This is a genomic window from Lactobacillus sp. RTP31084st1_F9_RTP31084_210423 (assembly GCF_040919545.1).
GTDB classification, from domain to species: domain Bacteria; phylum Bacillota; class Bacilli; order Lactobacillales; family Lactobacillaceae; genus Lactobacillus; species Lactobacillus paragasseri.
The window spans coordinates 23,195-38,869 of record NZ_JBCOVH010000003.1 but is presented as its reverse complement, the minus strand read 5'-3'; the positions used below and the strand labels follow the sequence as shown (position 1 = coordinate 38,869).

Below are 15,675 nucleotides of genomic sequence, written 5' to 3'. Positions count from 1 at the left end.
AATTATACCGAAAGTAATTAACTTCTCACTAGAAAAATGCTTTTAGAACACAAAAAAACGTTAGAGTTTTAATCTAACGTTTTTGTTGAAAAGAAATTAATTCTTTCTCTTTCGTTTAAGTTCACTGCCAACTAGACCAAGTAAGAATGAAGTAGCGCCAAAGGCTAAACCGATTAGGCTAGCATCATTTGGCTTAGCGCCAGTTTGAGGTAAGTTGTTTTCTTCAGTCTTCTTAGTTTCGTGACTAGCAGCGTTTGTTGGTAAAGCTAAATGAGAAGAAATAGGTGATTTTGTTTCGTTGTTCTTTCTTACTAATTGGGTTTGTGTTGACTTAGCTGGTTTAGCAAGTTGAACCGGTTTAGTAGGTATAGTTGGTTTAGCAGGTTGAACCGTTTTAGTAGGTATAGTTGGTTTAGTAGGTTGAACCGGCTTAGTAGGCTCGGTTGGTTTGGTAGGTTGAACTGGAACAGCAGTGTAAACAACTTGGAACGAAAGGTCACTACTATTTGGTTGAACTGCTTGTGCAGCAATTTGTTTTTGATCGGCAGTATAGTTCTTAATGACTGGTGAAGTAACTGCGATAAAGGTATTAGAAACTGGAGACCAATCATTCAATTCTTCCTTGTCGGTTACCAAATCAAGCTTTCCAGTTTGGGTAAATTCTACAGAAGTATTATAAGTTGGTGCAGCTTCTTTGCCGTTATCATAAATATAGGTGATAGTTTCGTTAACAGTCTTAGAATTATCGATCTCTTTAAAGGCGTGTTTAAAGTGAACATCATAATTTTGATTGTTAGGCTTTTCATCATTATCAAAGAAAATGTTCTTTTGATCAGTTGGATCACTGATTAAAACGTAATTATTAGCTACGTATTTATCAATTGTATCTTTAGTAGAATATTGTGAATTTGTATTAGGCTCACCAGATAAGCTCTTAGTTTCTAATGTTTTACCAGTAGTATCATCAATATAAGTTATATTAACATTTTCAGTTAATTCATACGGAACTTTAACCATAAATTCTGTACTGTTTGCTAAAGATTTAATCAAATCTTGATCCGTCGTAGCATTGAAGGTTAGTGGAGATACTATTTGATTATTAATTTCAAACTTCTTGGAAACAGGTGTAGTTTGAGTAATATTAGTAGGATCAATCTTATAAACAGTTGAAAATGTCACTGGTAGAGAAACAGCGTGACTATTATTTTCTATTGTCCATGTTTCCCAAGAAACTTGATTTGTAACCAAGTCTTTTTGTCCATTTCTAGTGAAACCGGTATTACCTAATTCAATAGTTTGGAGAGCTTGACCTTTCTTAGGACCATTTTCGGCATAAAGGACAACTTTTTCAGAAATAGACTTATTTTCTTTAACGTCATTTGTCTTATGAGTAAAGTGAGCGATGAAGTACTGGTCGACTTGATCATTAGTATCAAACTTGCCGTAAGCTACATCAGACAACGTATCGCCTGACAACTTAGTAGTTATACCTTTAGGATCATTACCTACGTTTACTGCAACAAAGTTATAGTTTGAAAAATCGTAATTGGATGGAATAGTAAATGAAATAGTAGATTTGCTTGTTCCATCTGTCTTAAGGTCTTTAACAAAGTCAATGAATTTTCCTTCAGTATCATCATAGAAGCGAAGAACAGCACCTTGCTTATCAGCATTGTAGATGACTGTCTTCTCAATATTTTGAGAGTTATGGTCAACTTTAATAGTATCAATTTTAAGTTGATCTGGAGTATAGCCAGAAATTGTTGGAGAAGTGACTGAAGCGAAAGTTTGTGGAGCAGACCATTTTGTATCAGTTGTGCCAGTAACTAAATCTTTTGTACCAGTTTCAGTGAAAGTGAGCTGGTTAGTAGCATCTTTAGCAGCTGGGGAACCATCTTTATAAATATAGTGAATAGTTTCGGTAACTGTCTTCTTATTAGAAACAGGACCGATTCCATGTTTGAAATGAACTTCATAATTTTGATTATTAGGAAGTTCGTCGTTGTCAAATGAAAGAGGGGCTTGATTGGTTGGGTCGCTAACTAGAACGTAGTTTTGAGCGACATATTTATCAATAGTATCCTTAGTTGAATAATTGGCTTCTGTATTAGGCTTACCTGATAATGACTTACTCTCTAAAGTTTTTCCAGTCGTGTCATCAATATAGTTAACTGTAATATTTTCAGCTAAAGTATATGGAATAGTGACGTTTAGATTAATAGTCTTATCATTACTCAATTCTGATGTTTCAAATGGCAGTTTAAGTGAAGAGTAGTCGAACACTTTACCATCTTTTGTAGCTTTAACTTGAGCTAAATCTAATAAATAAATTTTTTCTTGGTTATCAAGACCACTAACTTTTTCTGGTAAATTAAAGTTTTCAATGAATGCTTTATCAGGTGTCCAGTTAGACCATTTAGTATTTTCACCTTTAGGATCATTGACAAGGTCTACAGTTCTAGTTCTTGTGTAAGTAATTTTTTGGTCAATTGGAGAAGTTGCAGCATCAACCACTGTCTTACCTGCGTGGGGACCATTTTCATAGACATAGTTAACTTTTTCTGCAACTACAGCAGTTTCATTCTGATTATCTAATGCATGCTTAAAATGAAGAATAAACTCTTGATCCTTAGTTTCATCATTATCGAAGTTTCCATAAGCGATCTTTGAATAATCAGAATTTGTGATAGAACCATTACCAGAAACACCAGTAAAGATGTAGTGATTGTTCTTTAAAAAGTTAACGATCCTATCTGCGTCAGTAAACGAGATAGGCTGCTTACTTGAATTATTATTTAATTCAGAATAAGTATCAGTTAACAAAGCTTTCTGTTTATTTTGAATTAAATAATCAGTTAAGCTTTGGCCATTAGTATCATCGTAGAAGGTAAGTTGTGCATGTTCTGGTGCATAGTAATGAACTGTGTAAGTTAAAGGATCGTTATCTTCAGTAGTAATCTTTCCATCATTATCTATGTTTAACTTAATGGCTGGGATTTCAGTTTTATCAACTAAGGTATAATTCTTATCATTTGCATTAGGTGATTCTACAGCATTGAAACTGGAATCAGGTTGCCATTTTTCCCACGTAATGTGGTCGGTAACTAAATCGTTAGTTCCAGTGCGAGTATAACTTACAGTCTTATCATAAGGATTTGCGGCCGTTTTTCCTTCTTGAGTACCGTTAGCATAAACGTAATTAATTGTTTCTTTTATTGTCTTTTTGTCGCTAACTGGTGTAGTACCATGGTAAAGGTAAACGTAATACTTAAGTGATTTATCTTTGATATTAATCTTTTGACTGTTGTAGTTATTTTCTAAAGAATCTGTCTTAAAGTTTTGATTACTTATATTGTAATTTTTCAGATTCTTGCTGAAATCACTTGTTTCACCGTTAGTTGCTTGTTTATCTAACACGTAGCCTTGTTTCTTAAGATCATTGATAATATTGATAGTTGGGTTATCAACAGTAGAATTAGTTTTAGCAATAATTGATCTTACAGTATCTGGAATTTCTTTATCGGTATTTTCGTCAATGAAGTAGATTCTAACAACACGATCAACTGCAGGATCAAATTTGAAGTCGGTATAAGTTTGAGTAGAGGTATTAGTTGTACTTCCTGAACCGGAGTGTTTCCAATCATTTTCATTAACAATTGGAGTAGTAATTGAAGGCCCCACACCGGAATCTGGGTTACTTGCCCAATTGTCAATAGCGTTAGGGTTTAATAGGGTATCTAACTGAATAAAGTAAGGCCCCATTGTAGAATAATCTACGCCGTTAACTGTAAAATTGCCTTTTTGATCAATAGTAATTTGTTTTTTGTCGCTAGAAATTGAGTCTCTTAAAAATTTTTCAAAGTTGGTGTCTTCAGGAAGAGTTGCAAGGTTACCATAGTACTTATTAATTGGTACTCTTTGACCATCAGAATCAACGACTTCCATATCTGCTGGAATCTTGAAAGCCTTAATAGTAGATGGAAGAATTTCTTGTCCCTTATTAAATTTGATGTTAACTAAAACATCCATCAATGGATTTAAACTTGGCTCTTTAGCGGAACCATAATTCCATTCAAGTGCGTATTGCATTAGTCGAGCAGATTTCTGTTTATCAGCAGGAACATCTGCCGCAGCACTTGGTTCTGGTCCATAATAAGTTGCACCATTTTCGGTATAAGAACCATTATTACCAGGATAACCGTCTTGCCCAGGGGTTCCAATTAATTTTGGTCCCATAACAAAACCGTGAAGAATTTCTTTGGTTACAACTAGATCTTTATATGGAGTAATCTTGATTGGTAAGTTTTGAGTAAATTTTTGGTTATTAAATAAAGTTACGGTAACAGGTAAATTGAAGTCTGGGTAAGTACCGTGAATGTCCTTATATTGCTTAGTTACGTCATTATCAGCTGTAAAATAAAAGGTTGGATTAAAATTTGATAGAATCCCATCATCACTACCAGTATAAGTAAAAGTAAAGATTTTATTGGTATTTGTTTGTGATGTGCTTATCTCAAAGTCGTTAATCTTAGAAGGAGGAGTACTAAAGCGTAACAAGTTATTAGTGGCAGCGATTGAAACTGTGATTTTTTGTCCATTATTAATAGTAATGGGGTTCTCTTTATTTTGATTAATATGAACTCTAATTGTTCCTTGAGTAACATTAGCCATCATTGACTTATTAGCGTCATCACCTGTAATACTTACAGCTGTAGATTGATTCTGATCAGTGGTAGTTTGAATTTTTTCTTCAAAATTAATTGCTTGAGCTGATGCTTGTGTAGTGTTTGCTTTTTCTGACTTAGTAGCTAATAAGTTAGTTTCTTGCCTAACAGTAGTTCCACTATTTTTACTAGTTTGATTTACAGAAGTTTGTTCATTATTTTGAACAGGTTTAGTGCTAGTTGTGGAATCTTCTGTAGCTTTAGTCTTTTGAATATTTAAAGTGCGCGATTTGAGAGAATCGGAAGTACTTTCTTGGCTAGTAACATTTTGATTTGTAGTGTCTACTTCAGCAGCATGCGCGGTATTAGAACTTTCTAAAAAGAATGTTGTACCTAATGCAACAGTAACTAATCCAACTGAAAGTTTTCTAAGGCTAAACTTTTCTTTCCCATTAAGCTTAGCAATAAAAGATAAATCATTCTTATGTGACATTTCTTTTTCCTCGATTACAATCATTTTATATATAAAATAACAATTTTGTTTTCCAACAAGTTATTATAACTCAACTTTAAATAATGAAATCAAAAAAGATTGATTAATCTGAATATTCATATTATTTTTGATAAAAAGTTGCTATTAATAGCTTTAAAAGGCAAAGACTATAAATTTTATACCATAATAAAATAAGCACCTAATTAAAAAACGTTATTAAAAGAGGTATCAAAAAAATAAATTGGAACGTAAAATTATGCTGATGATGCAAGCTGAAAGGTCAAAAAAATATTAAATTATTCGAAAATCCTAATGACTAAGAAAAGAAAGCGCTTTATTTAACTGGAAGGAACGCCTACCGCATATTTACCTAAAGATGTAAACTCTTGTTTTGAATTTTTTGACTACTATAATAGATACAGATGCTTTTTTGAGTAAAAGGCGGATAAGGCACAATATATGGTGTGACCTAATATAGAGAAAGAGGAGTTAATGGATGGATAATTCAACATCATTACAAGAAAATCATAAGGAAAGAAAGGATAATTACTTTGTTTGGCTATTTAAGCAATTACATGGCTGGCCAGTACAAAACTATATGCTTTGGTTCTTTTCCTTTGGGTTTCAATTGGCTATTTTGATTCAAAACAAAATTACTACTTTAACAGTAATTACATTTATTGGTACTCTACTTGGAACATTATGTGTGTTAGCAATCAACGCTACTAAGGCAATTAATGGTTGGCTTGGTTTAATTTCGGCAGCTTGTTTTATTTATGCAGGTTTAGCTGCTAAAAATTACTTATCGATTTTTGAGCAAATTGCTTATATTTTAACTTTAGACTTGCCAGTTATTATTTCAGTTAGATCTTGGAATGATGATACTAAGAACCATTTACGTAAATTTGGTGCTAAAGAATGGATTATTGCAATTGTTGGTACCTTAATTGTGTATGCAGTATCAGGTTACTTAATTGGTAAATTTACTAACGACCCACGTCCTTGGATTGATGCAATTAGTTTCGCTATTTCATTAACTGCTGGAATTATGTGTTTCTTACGCTACAACAACCAATACTTCTGGTGGACTGCTAGTGGAATTTTTCAATTAATTCTTTGGGGTGTAACTTACGCACAAGGAGATGCAACTTTAGCAATGGCAGTTAACTCCTTAATTTATGTTGTTAATGACGTTTTGGCCTTTACTGTTTCCCCTTGGTTTAATATGGGAAGAAAGCGTGAAGGATTAAAAGCTATTAAAGACTAATAAAAATCGAAATAAGTTAAAATGAGCATGTCGAGTTTCGGCATGCTTTTTTGTTTGTGAGGTATAAATAGATGAATGAAAAGTGGAAAAAGAAATTGTCAAATGCAGCAAATAATGATGACTATGTAAAGCTAAATACGGGCTTAATGAGAGTATCAGATTTAAATAATTATTTATCATCTTTTCCTAGTAACTTGCTTGCTTTTAATAAATTGGGAAAATTTACATATTATAAACAATTGCCGGGAATGAACTATAATCCACCAGAGCTTGGAGAAAATATTAGTTCGTTGGGTAAAACAGAGCAAGAAAAGAAACAGTTAGCGGAAGTCTTCCACAAATTAAGCACAGGTCGGGAAAAAGAATTCCGCTTTGCGGACCAGACTAATACTCAAAAGAGGTTTATGGTGGATAGTTATCGTGCTGTTTTTGATAAAAATCATCAATTTTCAGGAATTAATGAGAGTATTCAAGATATTTATCCACTTGTGGAATATTATTTAAAGGAAACTGGGCAAAAATTAGTTGATGATCCAAATAATCCGAATGGTGAAGTTTATCGTAAAAATCAAGAAATTGATGCCGAAAGTGGAGCGTCTGAATTATAGAAAATTGACATAAGCATATTTTTCCTTAAAATATAATTAAAATATCTAGGAGAAGGGAATGTAGTTAAAATGGCTGTAATTGATCAAGCGTATATTCAAGATAAATTTATTGAATATTGTAAGGTAAACACGCGCTCAGATGACCAAAGTAAAGAAGTACCAACAACACCTGGACAAATTGAATTGCTAAAAATAATCGAACAAGAATTAGAAAATTTGGGCTTAGAAAATATCTCTTTTTCTAAAAAAGATTCATATCTTGTTGGAAAACTACCTGGCACAGTGAGAGATGAACAAGTTACTCCGATCGGTTTTGTGGCCCATGTGGATACAGCTGACTTCAATGCAGAAAATGTTCAGCCGCAAGTACATCAAGACTATGATGGAAAGGATATTGTATTAAAAGAGGGGCGAGTTTTGTCCACAAGTGGATTTTCTAGTTTGAAAAAGCACTTAGGTGAAACTTTAATTACTGCTGATGGAACAACCTTGCTTGGAGCGGATGATAAGGCCGGAATTGCGGGTTTATTAGGAATGCTCAAATATTTAAAAGAAAATTCTAGCGTAAAGCATGGCGATATTTGGGTTGCTTTTGGTCCTGATGAGGAAATTGGTAAAGGAGCAGCTCGTTTTGATGTTCAACGTTTTCCAGTTGAGTTCGCCTATACTCTAGATAATGGAGATCCAGGTGACATTGCTTTTGAAACTTTTAATGCAGCAGCTGCTACAATTCATTTTCATGGTACAGTTGTCCATCCCGGAGAAGCATATGGCTTAATGGTTAATGCTGCTTTGATGTCTAGTGAATTTATCCAAGGCTTGCCGGCTGATGAGGTCCCAGAAAATAGTAAGGGCTTTGATGGCTATTTTATGGTTTTATCCAATAACGGTAATGTTGATCATGCCCAAATTCAATTGATTATCCGAGACTTTGATACTGATGGCTTTGAGAAAAAGAAAAAGTTAGTCACAGACCTAGTGGATAAGTTAAATGAAAAATATGGAAAAGATCGCGTAACCTTAGAGTTACATGATCAATACCGTAGTCCTGGTGATTTAATTAAGAAACATCCTTATGTTGTAAATTTAGTTTTACATGCCTATGAAGTTCTAGGATTAAAGCCTAAAATTATTCCATTTCGCGGTGGAACAGATGGAGATTTTATTTCAGAAAAGGGCATTCCTACACCTAACTTATTTAATGGTGGTGCGAACTTCCACGGGCCATATGAATATGTAACAACTGAGAGTATGGCATTGCTTTCTAGAACTTTGATTGAAATTGTTCGGCAACATGTTTTATTAAATAGTAATCGTGATGAACGTCCATTAAAGAGAAAGTATTAAGTTAAATGAATTTTTATACAATAAATTATATTCAAAGTCACCAAAACACTGATCGGACGGCCTTATATATCTTAATGATTGTAGCAGCTAGTGCGATGATTATTTTTACTATTCTTTATTTGCGAGATCGTTTTAATACCAGGTATCGTGATTTAGGAATCATCGCACTTTTATTTTTGGTATTATTTGCTGGTACTCAGTATGAAAAATATATTCAAAATAATGAGCAAAAATCAAAGGCTGCTCAAATTGTTCCTTTTATTAAGTCAATTGCAGACGATGCAAATGTTAAGAAAAGCGATGTAATGGTAAGTTCGACGACCTTGCAAGATGGAATGATTATCCGAATCGATTCCAAAAATGAAGATTATCAATTGAATTTAAATGAAGATAATAATAGTTACACTTTGACTCGTGCTCATGTAATTGATCATCATGTATATGTACAAAAGTAGGTAAAAGATGGATTATACACAATTATTTATTAAGTTTGCTTTAGGGATCTTAACTCTCATTATTCAGATTAACGTTTTTGGTAAGAGCAATTTAGCACCAACTACAGCATTAGATCAGTTACAAAATTATGTCCTTGGTGGAATTATTGGTGGTTTAATTTATAATTCCAGCATTACAATTATTCAGTTTTTACTCGTGTTAGTGATTTGGACTTTGGTAGTTTTTATTTTGAAGTTTGGACGTGAACGTAGTAATTGGGTTCGTAATTTAATTGATGGAAAACCGGTTCAAGTGATAAAGAATGGTCAGGTCTTAGTTGGAAATTGCATGAAGGCGGGTATTTCAGCTAATGAATTAATGTTTAGATTGAGGAGTCGAGGAATTTATTCAGTTGAAAAAGTTAAAAATTGCATTTTTGAACAAAATGGGCAGTTAACGGTAATTGAAAACGATGAAGATAATATTCGCTTTCCAATTATTAGTGATGGTCAAATTAATGATGACGTTTTAGATTTAATTCATAAATCTAGTGCTTGGCTTGAACAAGAAGTAACTAAAGCTGGTTATAATAGTATTGATGATGTCTTTTTAGGAGAATATATCGAAGGAAAACTACGTTTGGTTGGATATTCTGAAAAATAAAAAGGAAGAAATAACATGAAAGATTTTAAACAAATACAAAAATGGCTAGCTGAAGCAGATGCAGTAATTGTTACTGCTGGTAATGGCTTTGCACAAATGGAAGGGCTTGATATGTTTGAGGACGCGGCTTTTCCAATTGAATATCAAGCAGTAAGCAAAAAATATCATGTTAAAACTATTGCAGATGCCTTAGACAAAAATTTTGATTCCTGGGATGAAAAATGGCAGTTTTGGAGTCAGTTAATTAATGAATATTCAGTTGAATATGAACCAAGTAAGGCAATGAAGCAATTAAAAGAGCTCTTAAATGGAAAGAACTATTTTATTGCGACCAGTGCTTTTGGTCACTTTTTTGAAACAGCGGGATTTGAGCAAGAGAAAATTTTTGATGTTTTTGGCGATTGGACTAGAATGCAGTGTTCTAGTGGATTAAACCATGGTACTTACTCTGATTTGTCTGTTGTAAAGAGATATATTAATGGACAAGGCGAGATTCCGCGCTGCGAAGATTGTGATTCACCAATGGAAATTCATATGCCGCTTAATGCACATTTCTTCCCAGATGAAGATGCTAATACAAGATTTCGGTGGTTTTTAACTAGAAATCAAACTAAGAAAGTTGTGGTTTTAGAATTAGGTGTTGATCCAACTAGTCCACAATTGCTTGATCCAATGGTAAAATTAGTAGAACAATTTAAAGATTGGCATTATGTTGCAGCCGATTTAAGTCAGGATGAATTACCTGATAACATTCAAAAAAGAAGTGCCGGGTTAGGGATGGCGCTTCCTGAAGTGATTGAAAAAATTTCTAAAAATGAAGGTTAAAAAATGAGTATTTCAGTTATTCAAGGTGTGCTACGAATTCCAGCTGCTCAAGATAAAATACGTCAAAAAGGAATTGAAAAGCCTGGTTTTCCAGAAAACTATACTTTAATTGATGTTGAAACTACTGGTCTTAGTCCATATCGTGATCGAATTACCGAAATGGGTGGCTTGAAAGTACGTCATGGAGAAGTAGTAGCAACTTTTTCAGAATTAGTGAAGTTTCCTGATAATAATAAGGTACCTGCTTTTATTACTAAATTAAATGGAATTGATGAAGCAGCTATTGAAGAAAAAGGATTACCAGTTCAAGAAGCAATTAAGAAGTATCGCGAATTTATCGGCAGTGATCCAATTGTTGGCTATAATGTAAATTTTGATTTGAACTTTGTTTATGATTTAGCTGAAAAGTATCATTTGACAGTTTTAAACAATGACTATGTAGATGTTTACCGTTTGGCGCGTAGCTTTTATCCACAAGAGCGACATAATCGCTTGCTTGATTGCATGCATCGAATGAATATTGCAGAGAACCAAGAACACCGTGGTTTAGATGATTGCTTAGATACTAAAAAGGTTTTTGATGAGTTTCATAAACTATTTAAACAAGAGCATATGCTTAGAGCACAAGAGGCAGTTAAAACTTTAGATTTAACTAGTGAGTGGCCTGATATTGTTAAGCAAACGCAAGCTTTTCGCAGTCCTTTTATTCATAAAAAAGTGGTAATTGCTGGTGATTTAGACCTAGATGAGTATGAATTAGCTAACGCAGTAAAAAATCTAGGCGGCTTTATTCAAGAAGAAGTGGGGCAAGATACGGATTACGTTCTAGTTGGTGATCACGATTTCTTCAGAACAGATGTTACTGAATTAAATAAGGCAAAAGCTCTGAAAAAACAAGGGCAAAACATTAGAACTTGGTCAGAGAGCTTTTTCTTAAATGTGCTTGATAATTGGGCACGTAGTTAAAAATCTAGATACTAAAAAGGAATCCTATAGTAGGATTCCTTTTTTTATGTGGGGAAGATTAAGATGGACTAACCAGCTGATATTAATTGCTACGATTATAAAAGTTAGAATTGTAATTACCTCAAAACTAGACCAAATAAGGCAAGTAGTTGCTCCAATTATAGTTGTAATTAAAAAGACCAGAATAGTAGATCTTCTTAATTTGAATTGCGGTTTATTGTAGCGTGTTGCAAATAATAATCCTAAATAAAATAAACCAACCCCGCAATATAGACATAAGACGGCAAACCAAGAATTAGCGTCTGTTTCGTGAATAAATTTAATGCTAACAGTAATTAGACTGATTCCAAAGATTATTAAATAGTGTAAATAAATTAAAGCATTACCTGTAACGTCATCTTGATCTTCATCAGTAAACTTATCGAATTGTAAAGCATAAGTGAAAAATAATAAAGCGACTGTTAAAAAGATAAGAATTGAATAAAGTGAAAAAGTATTAGGTCGAAAATAATCCGCAATTCCAATAATTGTTTCACCAAAGATAATAATTACTAAAAGATTTAATCTTTCAAGTAAATGAGGAAAAATAATAGGATGTTTAATAGTATATTTTGTGGTTAAAATAGGCATTAACCAACTAAAAATAATGCCAATGACTGCTAAAACAAAGCCAGGAATATTATCTAATAGTCCGCCAATGATTAAAGTGATTGATCTAAAAATTAAAATTAGAAAAAATGCCCGGGAAATATTTTGATCAATTTCACTTTTAGTTTGAAAATAATTAATTAAGTAATGACTTGCTAAAGTAAAAGAAAGTAAACCAGCAGAAATAAAAAGCAATGTCTGCCCAGCTACCTATCCCATAGCGATTAGTAAAGACAGTTTGAACCATCCATGAATTAATAAAGATAATAACAATTAATGCAAATAGCGCAAAAGATGTAGGGGAAACAAGGCCATGCTCAAGATGATGAAGTATCTCAGTTGTTTTAGAGATCATGTAGACAAAAACGAGATCATAAAATAAAGCAATTTTTGAAACTCGTTTATTTAAAATTGCTTGCATGAAGATTTTACCTGCTTTCTTTAGAATTCTTCGTGCTCATTCGGATCGAAACGGCGTGCGGATTCTTTATCTAAATCAATTAAGCTTTGAACTTCTTCAGGAGTTAATTTGAAATCAAAAATGTCTAAATTGCTTAGTTGGTGCTCATAAGAACTGGCTTTTGGAATTGGCACAACATTGATTTGCGTTTCCCAGCGTAAGATTATTTGAGCGGGAGATTTGTGATATTTCTGTGCTAATTCAATAATTTCTTTTTCTTGAAAGGCTTCACCACCACGCTGAAGCGGACTCCAAGCTTCAGTAATAATATGATGTTGATTATCATACTCACGAACTTTTTTACTTGACCAGTAAGGATGCAGTTCGATTTGGTTAACAGCTGGCATAACACCAGTTTCACGGTATAAGTATTCAATATGTTCTGGTTCGAAGTTAGAAACTCCTACTGAGCGAATTAAGCCGAATCTTTGTGCATCAATCATGGCTTGCCAAGCTTCAAGGTAGTGGTTTTCCTTTGGATTTGGCCAGTGGATTAGATAGAGATCATAATAGTCGAGGTCGGCAGAGTAAAGAGATTCTTGAATTTGTTCAAGTGCTTCTTGGTATTTGTGATGACGCCCAGGTAATTTAGAAGTTATAAAAATATTGTCGCGGTTTACACTACTATTTTTGATGGCACGCCCTACAGCTCCCTCGTTTTCATAATTAACAGCGGAATCTAGTAGACGATAACCATTTTTTAAGGCTGCTTGGATAGCAAAAACGCCGCGAGAACCGTTTAATTTATAAGTTCCAAAACCGATTTTGGGGATACGATTCCCATCGTTTAAATTGAAATATTCCATTCTTTTTCTTCTTTCTATTTTTGATAGAGTTGCCATGTTTATTGTAGCAGTCTAAATGAATAAAAACTTATTAATCATATTGCAAACATACGTTCAAATATCTATACTGAAAGAAATAAAGCTAGGGGAATAGGAAATGGCAAAGAGAAGAAAATATAGAAAAAAGCAAAAAAATACAGTAGCAAACTGGATTATAGCAATTGTGATTATTATTTGGGGTGGTTGGTTTAAGCTTCAATCTTCTAACCACACATCAAATCAAAGTCAAGAACCAAGTAGTTCTCAGCAAGTAGTAAATAAGGCTACAACAGCTAATACTAATTATGGCGGATTATCTAGTGATGATTATCAAAAACTAGCCAATTTGGATTTTAAAAGTGGCGACAAGGCTTATGTCTATGTAAATAATAATAAGTCCACGTTAATTAAAAATGCCTGGAAGGTTAACAAGGTAATCTATTCTAATTTAGATAATTTAAATCGTACTTCTCATTCAAATACTGCTTTTCTCGAACCAAGAAATGTGGCTAATGATTCTTTAAGAGTAAGACAGTTTATTAATCCTACGGCATGGCATTCTAACCGAGAAAATGGCACGCAGATCTATAATCGTGGTCATTTGATTGCTTATTCAATTTCGGCAGGAATTGATCAGGATGGTAACTATAATCCTAATAATCAGTCAGGTGATCAAAATAATCCGAAAAATTTATTTACGCAAACTGCATTTTCTAATCAAAAAATCCAGACCATTTTTGAGGGAAAAGTTCGAAATTCTTTAAAACAAGGAAATAAAATTATTTTTCAAGCAACACCAATTTTTAGGGGAAATGAATTAATGGCGCGTGGTATTAATTTACAGGCAATAAGCTTGAACAATAATTTGAACTTTAATGTTTATCTTTTTAACGTGCAGCCTGATTATGTGTTTGATTATAATAATGGTAGGGCTAAAATAGATCGTAATATGGTAGTTAATCAATAAATAATTTTTAGGAGAAAACAATGAAGAAAAGTAAAGATAACTGTACGGCAATGATTGTCGGAAAAAAAGCTACAATTGATGGTTCGACTATCATTGCACGTGATGAAGATGGTTATGGTGGTATTAATGAAAAGCTTTTTGTCGTTCATGAAGCTAAGGACTATGATGAAGACTATGTATCAAAGTATAACGGCTTGAAGCTTCACTTAAAGGGGCATGGCTGCAAGTGGACTGCTACACCAACAGCAGATGCTTCAGAAGGTCGCTGGGATGAGCAAGGAATTAATGAATATAACGTAGCAATGTCAGCTACTGAAACTGAAGCAACCAATGCTCGCTGTTTAGGACATGATCCTTTAGTTAAAAATGGTGTTGATGAAGATTCCATGGTGTATCTTGTTTTACCATTCGTTAAAAGTGCTCGTGAAGGTGTGGAACGCTTAGGTAAGTTAATTGAAAAATATGGTACTGGTGAAAGCAACGGTATCGCTTTTTCTGATCACAATGAAGTTTGGTATTTTGAAACTGGCGCTGGCCATCAATGGGTTGCTCAAAGAATTCCAGAAGATTCTTATGCAATTTGTCCGAATATTATGGTTATTCAAGATATCGACTTTGATGATCATGAGAATTTTATGTATGCTTCTACAATTCGTGATTTTGTGGAAAAGAACCATTTAAATCCAAGTACTGATGGTAAGTGGAGTTTTAGAGATATTTTCGGTACTAAAGCTGAAGCTGATAGTTATTACAACACTCCAAGAACTTGGTATGGCCAAAAGTTGTTTAACCCTAGTGTTGAACAAGATCCTCTAAGTCAAGAAATGCCATTTATCAGAAAGCCTGAAAAGAAGATTGGCGTTGAAGATGTAGAGTATTTCTTATCAAGTCACTATAACGGGACTGAATATGATCCAATGGGATCTTTTGCTTCTGGGGATGATAAGAAGCAAAAGATGTTCAGATCAATTGCTTTAGATAGAAACCAATCTAGTTGTATTCTTCAAATTAGAAATGATGTACCTAAAGAAATAGCTGGTATTCAATGGATTAACTTTGGTTTTTATGCTTATAGTCCTTATGTACCTTTCTATACCAATATTGATGACACGCCACTTAACTATCAAAAAGCTAGTCATATGGTTACGCCTGAATCTAGTGCTTATTGGTTATATAAGAGCTTACAAGTATTAGTAGAACCAAGATATCATCAATTTATTTACCAAGTTGATAACTTTAGAGATGAATGTCAAAGTTATGCTGTAAGTCGTGTTTCAACAACTGATGAGAAAGCAAGAGAAATGTCTGGAAAAGAACAAACTAAATATTTAACGGCTGCTAATGCTGAAACGGCTGCTCATATTACTACTGAAACTAAGAAATTGATTAGCGACTTAACTAGACAAGCATTAAATACATCTAAATTTCAATTTGAACGCGGCGATAATTTATAATTTTTTTGAGAAAACACTGCACAAGATGTAGTGTTTTTTTATTGTTCGACTTTC

General features: G+C 33.5%; 11 protein-coding genes and 1 pseudogene. 9 read left to right on the top strand and 3 right to left on the bottom strand.

Going from position 1 to position 15,675, the window contains the following annotated elements:
* Positions 1 to 96: 96 nt before the first annotated feature.
* On the bottom strand, positions 97 to 5,157 hold the full coding sequence (locus AB5359_RS07605) for a YSIRK-type signal peptide-containing protein (RefSeq protein WP_239669369.1): 5,061 nt from the start codon (positions 5,155 to 5,157) through the stop codon (positions 97 to 99).
* Between the two features lie 496 nt (positions 5,158 to 5,653).
* Between AB5359_RS07605 and pnuC the strand changes: the two genes are divergently transcribed.
* The 7 genes from pnuC to AB5359_RS07570 all read left to right on the top strand — a co-directional run bounded on the left by pnuC (position 5,654) and on the right by AB5359_RS07570 (position 11,268).
* On the top strand, positions 5,654 to 6,424 hold the full coding sequence (gene pnuC / locus AB5359_RS07600; RefSeq protein ID WP_048686016.1) for a nicotinamide riboside transporter PnuC: 771 nt from the start codon (positions 5,654 to 5,656) through the stop codon (positions 6,422 to 6,424).
* Between the two features lie 71 nt (positions 6,425 to 6,495).
* A complete protein-coding gene (locus AB5359_RS07595; RefSeq protein ID WP_048686018.1) occupies positions 6,496 to 7,032 on the top strand; it encodes a PAS domain-containing protein in 537 nt (178 codons plus the stop codon).
* A gap of 69 nt (positions 7,033 to 7,101) precedes the next feature.
* Complete coding sequence (gene pepT, locus AB5359_RS07590; protein WP_048686021.1) at positions 7,102 to 8,379, top strand: peptidase T; 1,278 nt, start codon at positions 7,102 to 7,104, stop codon at positions 8,377 to 8,379.
* A gap of 5 nt (positions 8,380 to 8,384) precedes the next feature.
* Positions 8,385 to 8,834 (top strand): DUF3290 domain-containing protein, encoded by a 450-nt coding sequence (locus AB5359_RS07585; RefSeq protein WP_003650029.1) that lies wholly within the window; start codon positions 8,385 to 8,387, stop codon positions 8,832 to 8,834.
* 7 nt (positions 8,835 to 8,841) lie between these two features.
* The gene (locus AB5359_RS07580) at positions 8,842 to 9,477 is read left to right on the top strand and encodes a DUF421 domain-containing protein (protein ID WP_003650030.1); all 636 of its coding nucleotides are present in this window, start codon (positions 8,842 to 8,844) and stop codon (positions 9,475 to 9,477) included.
* Between the two features lie 15 nt (positions 9,478 to 9,492).
* Positions 9,493 to 10,302, top strand: coding sequence for a hypothetical protein (locus AB5359_RS07575; protein WP_003651568.1), 810 nt, complete (start codon positions 9,493 to 9,495; stop codon positions 10,300 to 10,302).
* A 3-nt stretch (positions 10,303 to 10,305) separates the two neighbouring features.
* Positions 10,306 to 11,268, top strand: coding sequence for an exonuclease domain-containing protein (locus AB5359_RS07570; protein WP_003650032.1), 963 nt, complete (start codon positions 10,306 to 10,308; stop codon positions 11,266 to 11,268).
* A gap of 24 nt (positions 11,269 to 11,292) precedes the next feature.
* On the opposite strand, the pseudogene AB5359_RS07565 reads toward AB5359_RS07570, so the two are convergent.
* Positions 11,293 to 12,337 (bottom strand): annotated as a pseudogene (locus tag AB5359_RS07565) (low temperature requirement protein A).
* Positions 12,338 to 12,357: 20 nt separating this feature from the next.
* Positions 12,358 to 13,182, bottom strand: coding sequence for an aldo/keto reductase (locus AB5359_RS07560; RefSeq protein ID WP_003650035.1), 825 nt, complete (start codon positions 13,180 to 13,182; stop codon positions 12,358 to 12,360).
* A 136-nt stretch (positions 13,183 to 13,318) separates the two neighbouring features.
* Between AB5359_RS07560 and AB5359_RS07555 the strand changes: the two genes are divergently transcribed.
* On the top strand, positions 13,319 to 14,167 hold the full coding sequence (locus AB5359_RS07555; protein WP_003650036.1) for a DNA/RNA non-specific endonuclease: 849 nt from the start codon (positions 13,319 to 13,321) through the stop codon (positions 14,165 to 14,167).
* Between the two features lie 20 nt (positions 14,168 to 14,187).
* Positions 14,188 to 15,621 carry a C69 family dipeptidase gene (locus AB5359_RS07550; protein ID WP_048686022.1) on the top strand — a complete coding sequence of 478 codons (1,434 nt, stop codon included), beginning with the start codon at positions 14,188 to 14,190 and terminating at the stop codon, positions 15,619 to 15,621.
* Positions 15,622 to 15,675 lie beyond the last annotated feature (54 nt).

What these genes read in the sequence shown, in the direction of transcription:
- AB5359_RS07605 (WP_239669369.1), bottom strand. Translation starts at nt 5,157, where the DNA reads ATGTCACATAAGAATGATTTATCTTTTATTGCTAAGCTTAATGGGAAA.
- pnuC (WP_048686016.1), top strand. Translation starts at nt 5,654, where the DNA reads ATGGATAATTCAACATCATTACAAGAAAATCATAAGGAAAGAAAGGAT.
- AB5359_RS07595 (WP_048686018.1), top strand. Translation starts at nt 6,496, where the DNA reads ATGAATGAAAAGTGGAAAAAGAAATTGTCAAATGCAGCAAATAATGAT.
- pepT (WP_048686021.1), top strand. Translation starts at nt 7,102, where the DNA reads ATGGCTGTAATTGATCAAGCGTATATTCAAGATAAATTTATTGAATAT.
- AB5359_RS07585 (WP_003650029.1), top strand. Translation starts at nt 8,385, where the DNA reads ATGAATTTTTATACAATAAATTATATTCAAAGTCACCAAAACACTGAT.
- AB5359_RS07580 (WP_003650030.1), top strand. Translation starts at nt 8,842, where the DNA reads ATGGATTATACACAATTATTTATTAAGTTTGCTTTAGGGATCTTAACT.
- AB5359_RS07575 (WP_003651568.1), top strand. Translation starts at nt 9,493, where the DNA reads ATGAAAGATTTTAAACAAATACAAAAATGGCTAGCTGAAGCAGATGCA.
- AB5359_RS07570 (WP_003650032.1), top strand. Translation starts at nt 10,306, where the DNA reads ATGAGTATTTCAGTTATTCAAGGTGTGCTACGAATTCCAGCTGCTCAA.
- AB5359_RS07560 (WP_003650035.1), bottom strand. Translation starts at nt 13,182, where the DNA reads ATGGAATATTTCAATTTAAACGATGGGAATCGTATCCCCAAAATCGGT.
- AB5359_RS07555 (WP_003650036.1), top strand. Translation starts at nt 13,319, where the DNA reads ATGGCAAAGAGAAGAAAATATAGAAAAAAGCAAAAAAATACAGTAGCA.
- AB5359_RS07550 (WP_048686022.1), top strand. Translation starts at nt 14,188, where the DNA reads ATGAAGAAAAGTAAAGATAACTGTACGGCAATGATTGTCGGAAAAAAA.